We start from the raw sequence: 12,255 nt of genomic DNA, 5'->3' as shown, positions 1-12,255 counted from the left end.
TCGTGACTGTCGTTGAGATCCCGACCAAGAGCGGGCGCAATCGCGCCCGGTCTTGGTCGATGTCGATCGGGCGCTTCCTGATCATCGTCGCCACCACCTATCTCGGCCTGCTCGCGGTCACTTTCTTCATCGGCCGGGTCATCCCGATCGACCCCGTGTTGGCCATCGTAGGCGATCGCGCGCCGGCCTATGTCGTCGAGCGGACGCGTGAGGAACTGGGCCTCAACCTGCCCTACTGGCAGCAGTTCCTCCTCTACGTGAAAGGCGTGTTCCAGGGCGATTTCGGCCGCTCCGTGCTGACCACCAACCCGGTCATGGAGGACATCCGCCGCGTCTTTCCTGCGACCGTAGAACTGGCGACGCTCGGCACGCTAATTGGCGCGCTGATAGGCGTGCCCTTGGGCGTGCTCGCCGCCGTCAAGCGCGGCAGCGTCATCGACCAGATCGTGCGCGTCATCGGCCTCATCGGTTATTCCGTGCCGATCTTCTGGCTCGGCCTGCTGGCGCTGCTGGTATTCTACGCCAGGCTGCGCTGGACAGCCGGGCCGGGCCGAATCGACGTGGTCTTCGAATACACTTTCACCCCGATCACCGGCTTTTATCTGCTCGACTCGGTCCTGCGGCGCGACTGGGCTGCGTTTCGCGACATCTTCGCCCACATCGTCCTGCCCGCCTCGCTGCTCGGATATTTCTCACTCGCCTATATCAGCCGCATGACACGCTCGTTCATGCTGAACGAACTCAGTCAGGAGTACATCGTGGCAGCCCGCGCCAAGGGGCTCAGTGAAACGCGCATCATCTGGGCCCACGCGCTTCGCAACGCCGCCGTGCCCTTGGTCACGGTGATCGCTCTCTCCTATGCCGGGCTTCTCGAAGGTTCGGTGCTGACCGAGACGGTATTCGCCTGGCCGGGCCTCGGGCTCTATATCACCGACTCGCTGCAGAACGCCGACATGAATGCCGTGCTCGGCGGCACCATCGTCATCGGTTCGGTGTTCATCGGCATCAACCTTTTTGCCGACCTCCTCTACCGCACGCTCGATCCAAGGACGCGAAACGCATGAGTCTCGCCACGATGACCCGCCGCGATTGGCTGCTCAGCGAGCGGCCGCAATCGCGTATGCAGGCAAGGCTCGGGCGCACCTATGTCACCTGGCGGCGCTTTTCGGTCAATCGGCTGGCGCTGGCCGGGCTTGCCATCATTCTGGCGCTCTTGGTCGTTGCAGCACTTGCCGACGTGATTTCCCCCTATTCGCCGGTCATCGGCGACCTGCGCGGCTCGCGCCTGCTTCCGCCCGGCCCGGAGCACTGGCTCGGCACCGACGGCCAGGGTCGCGATATTCTTTCCCGGCTGATCCATGGTTCGCGGCTGACGCTATTCGTCGTCGTTCTCGTCGCCATCATCGCCGCGCCGGTCGGGCTGCTGGTGGGAACCGTCGCCGGTTATGCCGGCGGCTGGACCGACGCGATCCTGATGCGCATGACCGACATTTTTCTGGCCTTTCCCAAGCTGATCCTGGCGCTGGCGTTCGTGGCGGCGCTTGGACCGGGCATCGAAAACGCAGTGCTGGCCATCGCCATCACCTCGTGGCCGCCCTATGCCCGCATCGCACGCGCCGAAACAATGACGGTGCGCAATTCGGACTATATCGCCGCCGTCCGGCTGATGGGCGCTTCGCCCTTGCGTATCGTCATCCTCCACATCATGCCGCTCTGCATTTCCTCGCTCATCGTGCGCGTTACTCTCGACATGGCCGGCATCATCCTGACCGCTGCCGGGCTCGGCTTTCTCGGCCTCGGCGCGCAGCCGCCGCTGCCCGAATGGGGCGCGATGATCGCCGACGGCCGGCGCTTCATTCTAGACCAGTGGTGGGTGGCCGCGGCGCCGGGCTTTGCCATCCTGATCGTCAGCCTCGGCTTCAACCTTTTGGGCGACGGCCTGCGCGACGCGCTCGACCCGCGGGGCGGCGGCCAATGAGCACAATGCTGGAAGTCGAAGATCTGAGCGTCAGCTTCCCGACGCGAACCGGAATGATCGAGGCGGTGCGCGGCATCTCCTTCTCACTCGGCCGCGAGCGGCTGGGCATCGTTGGCGAATCCGGCTCGGGGAAGTCGCAGACCGGCCGCGCGATCATGGGACTGACGCCGCCCAACGCGTTGATTTCTGCGGATAGGCTCGAATTCGACGGCATCGACCTCCTGAACGCACCGCCTCAACTGCGCCGCGACCTGCGCGGCAACCGCATCGCCATGATCCTGCAGGATCCGAAATACTCGCTCAACCCGGTGATGAGCATCGGCCGGCAGATCGTCGAGACCTTGCGCACGCACGAGGATGTGGGCAAGGCGGAGGCGCGCGACCGTGCGCTCGCCATGCTCGAAGCCGTGCAGATCAGGGATTCACGGCGCGTCTATGATCTCTATCCGCACGAGGTTTCCGGCGGCATGGGCCAGCGCGCCATGATCGCCATGATGCTGATCGCCGGCCCGGAACTGTTGATCGCCGACGAGCCGACGTCGGCGCTCGACGTGACGGTTCAGCTCGACATACTCGGCATTCTCGACCGGCTGGTGCGCGAGCGCGGCATGGGGCTGATCTTCATCTCGCACGATCTGCGCCTCGTGTCGTCCTTCTGCGACCGCGTCATCGTCATGTATGCCGGCAGGATCGTCGAGGAACTGCCCGCGACCGAACTCGCCAATGCCGAGCATCCCTATACGCGCGGGCTCCTGAACTGCATGCCCGAGATCGGCGTCGGCCGCCATCCGCTGCCCGTCCTCGACCGCCGGCCAGAGTGGGCGCTATGAATTCAGCGCTCAGTATCGACCGGCTCGAAGTCGCCTACGATCATTTCCGCGCGCTGAAGGGCGTCAGCCTCGAAGTCGCCGCGGGCGAATCCTTCGGCCTTGTCGGCGAATCCGGCTCGGGAAAATCAACGCTGCTGCGTGCCGTGGCCGGCCTCGCTCCGGTGATCGGCGGGCAGATCACCGTCAACGGCGAAAAGCTCGGCAACAGGCGCGACAAGGCGTTCTACCGACAGGTCCAGATGGTGTTTCAGGATCCATACGGCTCGCTGCATCCGCGTCAGACCGTCGACAGGCTGCTTCTGGAGCCGCTGGTCATCCATGGATTCAAGGACATCGAGCCGCGCATCATCCGCGCCCTGGATGAGGTAGGGCTGGGTTCGGGATTCCGCTTCCGCTATTCGCACCAGCTTTCCGGCGGCCAGCGCCAGCGCGTGGCGATCGCGCGTGCGTTGATCCTCGAACCGTCGATCCTGCTTCTCGACGAGCCGACTTCGGCGCTCGACGCCTCGGTGCAGGCCGAAGTGCTGAACCTTCTGGAACAGGTGCGCCGCGATCACCGCCTGACCTTCGTCATGGTCAGCCACGATCTCGCGGTGATCACCCATATGTGCGACCGCCTGATGGTCATGCAGGACGGCGAGGAGGTCGAACGACTTTCGGCGCCCGATCTCTCGGCGCGCCGGGTGACCAAGGATTATACGCGCAACCTTCTGGTCGCCAGTGAAGGCTTTCGCCGGACTGCCTGAGAGCCACGGGGAAAGACGTTTCATCTGTGGGTTTCTCTGTCCGTTCGCACATCGGCGTAGCCGTGGTGATAAGCAGGGCGGCAAGTTCGGCCCGACCGAGTCTCGGCCAACAACACAAGAGCAGAATATGACAATCCACGCGCGGACCGGAAAATCCGCATGAAAGTCGGCATCGACATGGGAGCGACGTCCGCAGGGACGGCGGCGACGCTCGACCTCGAGGAACTCTTGGCGACACGCCTTCTCGTTCAGGGCAATTCCGGCTCGGGCAAGTCGCATCTGCTGCGCCGCCTGCTCGAACAGAGCGCGCCCTGGGTGCAGCAATGCGTCATCGACCCGGAAGGCGACTTCGTCACGCTGGCAGAAAAATTCGGCCATGTCGTGGTAGACGCCGCCCGCACCGAGGCCGAACTCACCCGCATCGCCGCGCGCATCCGACAGCATCGCGTTTCGGTGGTGCTCAATCTCGAAGGCCTTGACGTCGAGCAGCAGATGCGCGCCGCTGCGGCCTTTCTCGGCGGGCTGTTCGATGCCGAGCGTGACTACTGGTATCCGGTCCTGGTGGTTGTCGACGAGGCGCAGCTCTTTGCGCCGGCCGTTGCCGGCGAAGTCAGCGACGACGCGCGAAAGCTGTCGCTCGGCGCCATGACCAACCTGATGTGCCGCGGCCGCAAGCGCGGGCTCGCCGGCGTGATCGCCACGCAGCGGCTGGCCAAGCTCGCCAAGAATGTCGCGGCGGAAGCCTCCAACTTCCTGATGGGTCGAACCTTCCTCGACATCGACATGGCGCGCGCCGCCGACCTGCTCGGCATGGAGCGCCGCCAGGCAGAGATGTTCCGCGACCTTGGCCGCGGCCATTTCGTCGCTCTCGGCCCGGCAATGTCGCGCAGGCCGCTGCCCATCACCATCGGCACGGTCGAGACCGCGCCGCGTTCATCGAGCCCCAAGCTGACGCCGCTGCCCGATGCCAAGGAAGATGCGAGCGAACTGATCTTCACCCCCGGCCCGGAGGAGCGGCGACCGATCGTCCGCCGTCCAGCCCCGCTTCCGACACCGACCCCGACGGCTGACATTCTCGCCCAGTTGTCGCGCCCAAAGCCCCAGGCGGAACCGGCGGCAGAGCCGCAGTTTCCGGCTATAGACGAGGCCGAGCGCGAGGCGCTGGTCGAGAGCGTGCTGCGCGAAATACTGGAGGACGCCGACGCCTCTTTTCGCTCAGACGCCGTGCTCTACCAGGATTTCCTGGTGCGCTGCCGCATTCGCCGCGTGCCGGGCGAACCCTTGACGCTGCCGGCCTTCCGGCGAAGATTCGCCGTCGCCCGCGCCGGCGTCGACCAGAAGACCGCTTCCGGTGAAGCCTGGCAGCAGGTGCTGGCGATGTCGGAGAGTGTTCCCGACGACATACAGGGCGTGTTCCTTCTGGTCGCGCAGGCCGCGATCACCTCGGCGCCCTGCCCTTCCGACGCCGAACTGGCACGCGCCTATGGCAGCCATTCGGCAAGACGCGCGCGGCGGCTCCTGACCTATTTCGAGGAACGCGGCCTCCTCGTGCTGCGCACCGATTTCCGCGGCAACCGCGTCGCTGCATTTCCCGATCTCGGCTGCGAGACCGCGCCCGGCGATCCGAACCGGCCGGACGCATTGGATGAGCAACTGGCTGCGGAATAGCCCAAACGGACACCGAAAAATATAGCTGAAGAAATTTTTAATATCGGCCGGAACTTTTTCCGGGCGCGCCGGTTGTAGCGATGCAGCAGGCATCAGGATCCCCTCCACCAGCCTGTTGCAAGCATAAAAAAGCCGCCTTCCCCCCGAGGCGGCTTTTTTATGCGCCAAGCGATCTGGCGCGACGAAAGCTCGAAGCGGATCGTTCTCAGACTTTGCGGGAACCTATTCGCAGACGACGCGAATGCGGCCAGCCGCCTGCGAGTCGTTCCGACAGACCAGCGGCTTTGACGGCTCGGCCTTGTTTGCCGGGTTGGTGCTGGCTGCCGGCTTCGGCGACACGGTCGCAGTGACGCGGCGCGGCCGCGCCTTGGCCGGCGCTGGTCTGATGCGGGCCATTTGCTGAGGCGCGGGCGGCTTGCGAGGAAATTGTGCTGCTGCGGTTTGCACGGGAGCGGGCTGCGACGCTCGCTGTCCGGGGAGCCGGAGCTTGAACAAATTGGGAATCCTGGGCTGCGCGAGTTCCAGCCTGTTGAGTTCGATGGAGCCGTCGGAAGTCCGTGTGCAGCCGGACGTCGCCAGAACAGCACCGCAAGCCAGCATGACCGCCAGCCGCGCTGTTTCGAACCGCTTCGTCTGAAAGGAGACTGGCACTGATTTCACCGCTTGCGTAGGCCGCTGAAAGACGCCTTCGCCCCGAATAGCCCATGTGTCGCGAAAATCTGGTACGCCCAAGGGGAATCGAACCCCTGTTTGCGCCGTGAGAGGGCTTCGATTGCGTCCAGCGCTGTCCACGTAGAATCAACACGATCCCGAAATACCTTGGTTTTCGTGCATTTGCGTTTGTGCTTGTCCAACAGAGTCCACGCTGGTATATTGGACAAAGTGTTGGACAAAAGGTGCAGCGATGGCAAAGCGAGTGCGGGATGCGACGTTGGAAAGCCGGGCGGCAAGAGAGAAGCTGAAACCACGGGGGAAACCCTATTACAAAGCTATTGGGCCCAGCCTGCATTTAGGCTACCGCAAAGGCAAGTCCGGCGGCCGCTGGGTCGTGCGGCTTTACGTAGGCGATCGGAACTACCGTGTCGAGACGGTGGCCGATGCCGACGACAGGCTGGACGCGAACGGCGGGAGCATCCTTGATTTTTGGCAAGCGCAGGAAAAGGCCCGCGAGTTGCACACCAAGCAGAGCGCGGCGCCTGAGCCGGCGGCGCTCACCGTGCGGCAGGCCGTCGAGGCCTACATTGCGATGCGCGACGCCCGCGAGAGCCGGCGGAAAGGCCGTGCGGTGCGGTCCGACGCAAGCCGCCGGCTCCACAGATACGTCCTTGGGCAGGATAAGCGGGGCAAGCAGGAAGCGGTCCCCGCCTCGGCGCTGGCGGACATGGCGATGGCTGCCCTGACCGACGACGACCTCGCGGCATGGCGGGCAGGCTTGTCCGATACCCTGAAAGAGACGACCAAACGACGGTTGGCCAACGACCTCAAGGCCGCGCTCCACACGCAACGCAAGCAGCTGAATGCCGCGCTGGTCGTCAATGACGGGCTGAAAGGCGTCGTGGCCGACGACGAAGCCGAGCCAGTCGCCAGGGACAACCAAATCCTCTCCGATGCGCAGATCATGCGCCTGCTCGACGCCGCCCGACAGATCGACGCCGAACTTGGCTGGGACGGCGACCTGTTTCGGCTGGTCTCGGTGCTGAACGCGACGGGCGCGCGGTTTTCGCAGATCGCCAGAATGAAGGTCCGCGACTGCCAGTTGGCCGAGGCCCGGCTGCTCGTGCCATCCAGCCGCAAAGGCAAGGCCGGCAAGTCCGGCGCGAGCATGATCCCGGTAGAGCCGGCCGTGATCGACGTGCTGCGGCCGGCCGTCGCTGGCCGCGCTGGCGACGCGCCGCTGCTGGAGCGCTGGCGGCACCGGCAGACGCCGGGCAGCATCCGTTGGGTACGCGAGGGGCGCGGACCGTGGCAATCCTCCAGCGACATGGATCGGGCGTGGAAGGCCATCCGCGAGCGGGCGGGCATGCCGGGCGTTATCGCATACGCGCTGCGGCATTCATCCATTGTCCGGGGCATCCGGCAAAATCTCCCGATCCGGCTTGTTGCGGCGGCGCACGACACGTCGGTCGCGATGATCGAGAAGCACTACGCCAAGTGGATCACGAGCGGGCTGGAGGAGATGGCGCGGCTGGCCATCGTCCCGCTGATGCCCGCGCCCGCGACCGACGGCAAGGTTGTCCGGCTGGACGAGGCGCGGCGGTCTTAGCGACCCGCGACAGCGCAACACAAAGGAGGAATAGCTGATGTCCAACGCGATGATCTTTGTCCTGTACCTGATGACGATGGGGATGGTCGGCATGGCGTGGGTGTTCGCCCTATGGGCGGCTGAAGAGTACGGCGGGGCCCGGTATGGGGTTGCTGTTATCGTTCCGGCGCTCGTGGTTATGATGTGTTCGATTTACGCGTTGGGTATAGAATTCCCCTGGCCATGACCGCCATGGCGCGCCTGGAAAGCGCGAGCCGGTAAGCTTTCAGTCTTCAGCCTTTCAGGACGCCCGCTCCCTCACGGTGGCGGGCGTTTTTGTTGTCCGCTGTGCTGTGCTGACAGAGCGGAAAGTGTCACTGAAATAAAGAAACGTTTATCTTAAGCATCGGCTGGCATTAGTACTTATCATGTACTACAAATATTCCTGTTCGCGGCCGCAAATCACTGTATAATGCCTCGCACCATCACAGCCCAACTGGATCGATAATCGTCCCAGGGCAGAAGAGAGGATGCAGAGACCATGGAAACGTATCGCGACCCCAGCGTGGCGGGATTTTGCCATCGCCAGAAGATCAGCCGCAGCGGCTATTACAATATTCCGTTAGCAGACCGGCCACGTGAATATCGCGTGGGCAAGCTGGTGCGCATCAGCGCCGAGGCCGAGGCCGAGTGGGTCCGTCAGCGCGAGGCCGCAAACGCCCGGCGCGTCGAGGCCGCCTAACCCCCGAAAATGAAAAGCCCGCCTGGGGAGGGCGGGCTTTTCGGACTGATAGGAGCGAGAGGCCGTGACCAGCAGACACCCGCCTGACTTATCTATAGCATCCGCTACAGAAAAGCAACCGCAGCCGCACCGGCTCACACGAGCCCAGCGTCAAGCGAAGATAGACCGGCTCGCCCGCGAGCTAGCGCGCCAGGGCTCCCCTAGCCGGGTCCGGCAATGCGTGCGCCTGCGTCTGGACATCGATATCGAGCCGCCCTGTAGCGCCCAGGAAGCTGATGCTGCCCTTGCGAGGGCGCGCAGGACGATCGCCGCGGCGGAGGCGACGCCGTGAGCAGCGATATGAAAGAGATCACGGCGCTGCGCCTGACGCTTTTGGCCAACGGCTACGCGCCGCTGGCGTCGATCGACAAACTTTGCGTGCTGCCCAACTGGCCTCGCAGTCCCGTTGACGAGGCCCTGATCACCCGCCGATGGGCCCGCATGCGCCGCTACACGGCGACCGGCATTCGTGTCGAAAACGGTTTGGCCGTCATAGACCTCGATGTCGACAACGTCCCGGCGATGGCTGAACTCGCCGAGCGGCTGAAGGGTATTCTGCCGGGGGCGTTTCTGCTGTGCCGGCACGGCAAGGGCGCGAAGATCGCGCTGTTCGTGCGCACGGCCGAACCGTTCAAGCGTATCTGCTCGAAGCGCTGGCTCAAGCCCGGCGATACCGCGGAGGGCGGCGCGCATGGCGCCGAGATATTCGGCGGCGCATCAGCACGATATTTTGGGGCGTTTGGTTGGCATACGCTGGACAGGATCAAGTACCGCTGGGCCGGAAACAGCCCCGCCGACACGCCGCTTGACCGCCTGCCGGTCTTCACCAAGAAGCAGTTCTTCGCGGCGATCGACGCGATCGAATGCATCCTCAGACGCCGCGGCTGGCAGGTGGTCGAGCGGTCGGTCGGCGGCGAGAACGTCGCGCACCGCGTCCACGACCTTGTCGAGGGCATGGCTTTCGAATGCAACGACGGCGTGACCAGGACGCTGTCGGAACTGCAGGAGATGGCCCGGCTCGACGCCGTCCAAGGCCTGCGCTGCTCCGCGTCGTGGCTCGAGGGGCCAACAGCCAAGCGCACAGACAGGTGCCTCATAGGACACACCGCCACCGGACAGCTGACGGTCGTCGAGAACGATAGCGGCGTGACGCACATGGTGAAGACCGACATTGACGACATCATCGCAGAGAAGCTGCGCAGGCTGGCGGCGGGCAAACCCACCGCGCTCGATATCATCAACGAAGAATGGCGACGACGAGATCGCGCCAGAGCAGGAAAACGCAAATGACCGACCGCAAACCCACGGCCGAAGATGCCCGCCGCGAAATCGAACAGCTCTCATGGCTGCCCGAGCTCGAATACGTGCTGGTCCGCAAGGAGAAGGCCGCCGCGTTCGATCTACCAGTGGGGACGCTGGACAAGCTCGTCAGGCGCATGCGGGACGAACACCGCATCGCGGATGGTGACGCGGATGACGACGACCTGGACGACGACGACGAGGGCACACGACCGCCAGCGTTCACCGACGAGGCGCTCGCGCTGAAATTCGCGGCGGATCACCGCGACGGTTTCCGCTATGTCGCGCGCTGGGGCAAGTGGCTGTGGTTCGACGGTCAGCGCTGGGCATTCGACGAAACGTTGAAGGCGTTCGACAAGGCCCGCGAGACGTGCCGCCGGGCGTCGGCCGATTGCAACGAAGATCGGGTACGCAAAATCCTGGCGAGTGCCAAGACGGTCGCGGCTGTCGAACGTCTGGCCAAATCGGATCGAAAGCTCGCGGCGACGGTCGCTCAATGGGACGCCGATCCGTGGCTGCTAAACACGCCGGGCGGCGTGGTCGACCTGAAGACCGGCAAAATGCGGGGACACCGCGCGGACGACTACATGACGAAAATCACGGCGACGACGCCCGACAATGCTATGCCGTCCCCGCGCTTCGATGCCTTTCTAGACCGCATTACTGGCGGCGATAAAGCGCTGCAGGGCTTCCTGCAGCGGCTGGCCGGCTATGCCCTGACCGGCGTCACCACCGAGCACGCCATGGCCTTCTTTTATGGCGAGGGCTCCAACGGCAAATCGGTCACCATCGATACGTGGGCGGGCGTTCTGGGCGACTACCACACTACCGCGCCGTTCGACACCCTCGCCGCTTCGAAGAATGAGCGGCATCCTACCGACGTTGCCGACCTAAACGGCGCGCGGCTCGTGACTACCGGCGAGACTGGCGAGGGGCGGTACTGGGATGAAGCCAAGCTAAAAACGCTGACCGGCGGCGACCGCGTCAAGGCGCGTTTCATGCGGCAGGATTTTTTCGAGTTCACCCCGCAATTCAAACTCGTGGTGGCCGGCAACCATAAACCATCGTTGCGGACGGTCGACGAGGCTATCCGCCGCCGCCTGCACATGGTGCCGTTCGACGTGATCATCCCCGTCGCCGAGCGCGATCAACAGCTCAAGGCGAAGCTGCGCAAAGAGTGGCCGGCAATCCTCGACTGGATGTTGGAGGGCTGCCTGGACTGGCAGGAGGAGGGGCTTAAACCCCCGGTGGCCGTCACGGCCGCGTCGGAGGCGTATCTCGCGGAGGAAGACACTTTCGGGCGCTGGCTCTTGGAGCGGTGCGATCTCGACGCCAACGGATTGGCGGGCAGCACCGAGCTATTCCAAGACTTCGACGCATACGCCAGGGCATGCAATGAGCCTGCCGGCTCATCAAAGGATTTCAGGGAGAAACTGTCCCGCCAAGCGGGCATCGTTGAGGCCAGGACGAAGGCCGTGCGGGGCTACCGAGGTTTGAAACTGAAGCCGAAAACGAACATTGGCACATTCGACGGCTTGCGGCTGCCGCGGCTCACCGTCGTCGGGGGAGAGGAAAAAGCCCAATGAAATCAACGGCGGTGACAGCTGGTGACGCTTCAGCACTAAATCACCGTTACGCGCGCGCGTGACGCCGATAAGCAGCAGAGGCGTCACCAGGTGTCACCGCCCCCCGAACGGAGCCCCGAAAAGGCCACGCCGACGAAGGCGGAGCCGCAGACCGACGGCACCTGAAAAGGAGACTGACATGGCGATCATACACGCTACCGCTGGTGCCTATACCGCGCTCACATGGGTCCGCCTCGACGACCTCGCCGGGCATGCTACAGAACTTCCGGTGCTTGGCTTCGAATGCGGCGATCACGCCCCGAAGCCCGTCACGCCGCTGCTTATGGAAGCGCAGGCGATAAGAAGCGCCGATGACGGCAGGGTGTATGATTTGCTCGACGGCTGTGCGTTCGAAAATCGAGGGGAATGGCTGGCTCATGCCAGGGCTCGCGCTAATAAGTGGTTTGAGGAGAACCACCTAGCCACACCCCGCACCCGGAAGTCGGGCTGACGCCGACATGGGCCGCCCGACGCTCTACTCCGAGGCCTTGGCCGCCGCAATCCGCGCCTACGTCGAGCAGGGTTTTTCACTAAGCGACATCGCCGAGGAGATCGGTGTAGCCCGGATGACGATCTACAGATGGGGGCGTAATGTTACAACATTACGCCGCCCCCTCAAACACACGCGCGCGCCCGCGCGCGAGTGCGACCAGCCGCCGCCCCCGCCCGAGGACCGACAGGTTATAACATTACATGAAGCCATATCGCAGGCGAGAGCAGTCCGCCGTAAGCGCGAGACCCGCGAACGCGTAGAGGAACTGCGCGCTCTACTCGCTCCCGAGGCCGCAGCGCCCCGCCAGGAGGCTTCAGAGCCCCCGCCGGTATCCGAACACCCGGACGACGCCCCCGCCCCCCTCCATGGAGCCCACAGCGCTGCCAGGCGTCGGCTGCTCCGCGGCGCGAAGCTCGCCATCGACCCGCCAACGCCCGACACGATCGAGGCCATCGACACGCTATACCCGACCCGCGCCGGCATCGAGGAGCTGGAGCGCGAACATCTGCGCAAGCAGACGATGCGCGGCAGCTCGGTAGCTCACACCGGATCGCCGCGGGCCAACCGCGAGCCGGCCAGCTGGCGGGGCTCAA

General features: G+C 64.4%; 14 protein-coding genes. All 14 read left to right on the top strand.

The genetic code is table 11. The annotated features are described in order from the left end of the window. Positions 1-59: 59 nt before the first annotated feature. Positions 60-1,064, top strand: a complete 1,005-nt coding sequence (locus tag MAXJ12_RS06115) for an ABC transporter permease (RefSeq protein WP_008834920.1) — start codon at positions 60-62, stop codon at positions 1,062-1,064. Further along, complete coding sequence (locus MAXJ12_RS06110; RefSeq protein WP_008834919.1) at positions 1,061-1,978, top strand: ABC transporter permease; 918 nt, start codon at positions 1,061-1,063, stop codon at positions 1,976-1,978. The genes MAXJ12_RS06115 and MAXJ12_RS06110 overlap by 4 nt, the downstream gene beginning before the upstream one ends. Then, entirely contained in the window at positions 1,975-2,808 is an 834-nt protein-coding gene (locus MAXJ12_RS06105) for an ABC transporter ATP-binding protein (protein WP_008834918.1), read from the top strand. Before MAXJ12_RS06110 ends, MAXJ12_RS06105 begins: the two co-directional genes overlap by 4 nt. Continuing rightward, entirely contained in the window at positions 2,805-3,554 is a 750-nt protein-coding gene (locus MAXJ12_RS06100; protein ID WP_008834917.1) for an ABC transporter ATP-binding protein, read from the top strand. Before MAXJ12_RS06105 ends, MAXJ12_RS06100 begins: the two co-directional genes overlap by 4 nt. Before the next feature lie 159 nt (positions 3,555-3,713). Then, positions 3,714-5,222, top strand: a complete 1,509-nt coding sequence (locus MAXJ12_RS06095) for an ATP-binding protein (protein WP_008834916.1) — start codon at positions 3,714-3,716, stop codon at positions 5,220-5,222. Positions 5,223-5,463: 241 nt separating this feature from the next. Continuing rightward, the gene (locus MAXJ12_RS38520) at positions 5,464-5,625 is read left to right on the top strand and encodes a hypothetical protein (protein ID WP_210160940.1); all 162 of its coding nucleotides are present in this window, start codon (positions 5,464-5,466) and stop codon (positions 5,623-5,625) included. 84 nt (positions 5,626-5,709) lie between these two features. Continuing rightward, a complete protein-coding gene (locus tag MAXJ12_RS37505) occupies positions 5,710-5,859 on the top strand; it encodes a hypothetical protein (RefSeq protein WP_157999621.1) in 150 nt (49 codons plus the stop codon). 279 nt (positions 5,860-6,138) lie between these two features. Further along, the gene (locus MAXJ12_RS06085; RefSeq protein WP_244421449.1) at positions 6,139-7,485 is read left to right on the top strand and encodes a tyrosine-type recombinase/integrase; all 1,347 of its coding nucleotides are present in this window, start codon (positions 6,139-6,141) and stop codon (positions 7,483-7,485) included. A gap of 37 nt (positions 7,486-7,522) precedes the next feature. Further along, entirely contained in the window at positions 7,523-7,711 is a 189-nt protein-coding gene (locus MAXJ12_RS06080) for a hypothetical protein (protein WP_008834913.1), read from the top strand. A gap of 294 nt (positions 7,712-8,005) precedes the next feature. After that, positions 8,006-8,206: a hypothetical protein gene (locus MAXJ12_RS06075; protein ID WP_008834912.1), complete on the top strand. Its 201-nt coding sequence runs from the start codon at positions 8,006-8,008 to the stop codon at positions 8,204-8,206. A 327-nt stretch (positions 8,207-8,533) separates the two neighbouring features. Further along, positions 8,534-9,535: a bifunctional DNA primase/polymerase gene (locus MAXJ12_RS06070; RefSeq protein WP_139043808.1), complete on the top strand. Its 1,002-nt coding sequence runs from the start codon at positions 8,534-8,536 to the stop codon at positions 9,533-9,535. Beyond that, on the top strand, positions 9,532-11,130 hold the full coding sequence (locus tag MAXJ12_RS06065) for a phage/plasmid primase, P4 family (RefSeq protein ID WP_008834910.1): 1,599 nt from the start codon (positions 9,532-9,534) through the stop codon (positions 11,128-11,130). The genes MAXJ12_RS06070 and MAXJ12_RS06065 overlap by 4 nt, the downstream gene beginning before the upstream one ends. A gap of 178 nt (positions 11,131-11,308) precedes the next feature. Further along, positions 11,309-11,620, top strand: coding sequence for a hypothetical protein (locus tag MAXJ12_RS06060; protein WP_008834909.1), 312 nt, complete (start codon positions 11,309-11,311; stop codon positions 11,618-11,620). A gap of 7 nt (positions 11,621-11,627) precedes the next feature. Next, positions 11,628-12,255 (top strand): helix-turn-helix domain-containing protein (locus MAXJ12_RS06055; RefSeq protein ID WP_008834908.1); only part of this gene is annotated, 628 nt, incomplete at its 3' end.

This window comes from Mesorhizobium alhagi CCNWXJ12-2 (assembly GCF_000236565.1).
Classification (GTDB): Bacteria; Pseudomonadota; Alphaproteobacteria; order Rhizobiales; family Rhizobiaceae; genus Allomesorhizobium; species Allomesorhizobium alhagi.
The sequence above is the reverse complement of the archived record's forward strand: the minus strand, read 5'-3'. Positions and strand labels throughout refer to the sequence as shown.

Excerpts from the sequence above, each read along its gene's own strand:
- MAXJ12_RS06065 (WP_008834910.1), top strand. The coding sequence starts at position 9,532 with ATGACCGACCGCAAACCCACGGCCGAAGATGCCCGCCGCGAAATCGAA.
- MAXJ12_RS06105 (WP_008834918.1), top strand. The coding sequence starts at position 1,975 with ATGAGCACAATGCTGGAAGTCGAAGATCTGAGCGTCAGCTTCCCGACG.
- MAXJ12_RS06110 (WP_008834919.1), top strand. The coding sequence starts at position 1,061 with ATGAGTCTCGCCACGATGACCCGCCGCGATTGGCTGCTCAGCGAGCGG.
- MAXJ12_RS06075 (WP_008834912.1), top strand. The coding sequence starts at position 8,006 with ATGGAAACGTATCGCGACCCCAGCGTGGCGGGATTTTGCCATCGCCAG.
- MAXJ12_RS06080 (WP_008834913.1), top strand. The coding sequence starts at position 7,523 with ATGTCCAACGCGATGATCTTTGTCCTGTACCTGATGACGATGGGGATG.
- MAXJ12_RS06095 (WP_008834916.1), top strand. The coding sequence starts at position 3,714 with ATGAAAGTCGGCATCGACATGGGAGCGACGTCCGCAGGGACGGCGGCG.
- MAXJ12_RS38520 (WP_210160940.1), top strand. The coding sequence starts at position 5,464 with ATGCGGCCAGCCGCCTGCGAGTCGTTCCGACAGACCAGCGGCTTTGAC.
- MAXJ12_RS06100 (WP_008834917.1), top strand. The coding sequence starts at position 2,805 with ATGAATTCAGCGCTCAGTATCGACCGGCTCGAAGTCGCCTACGATCAT.
- MAXJ12_RS06060 (WP_008834909.1), top strand. The coding sequence starts at position 11,309 with ATGGCGATCATACACGCTACCGCTGGTGCCTATACCGCGCTCACATGG.
- MAXJ12_RS06115 (WP_008834920.1), top strand. The coding sequence starts at position 60 with ATGTCGATCGGGCGCTTCCTGATCATCGTCGCCACCACCTATCTCGGC.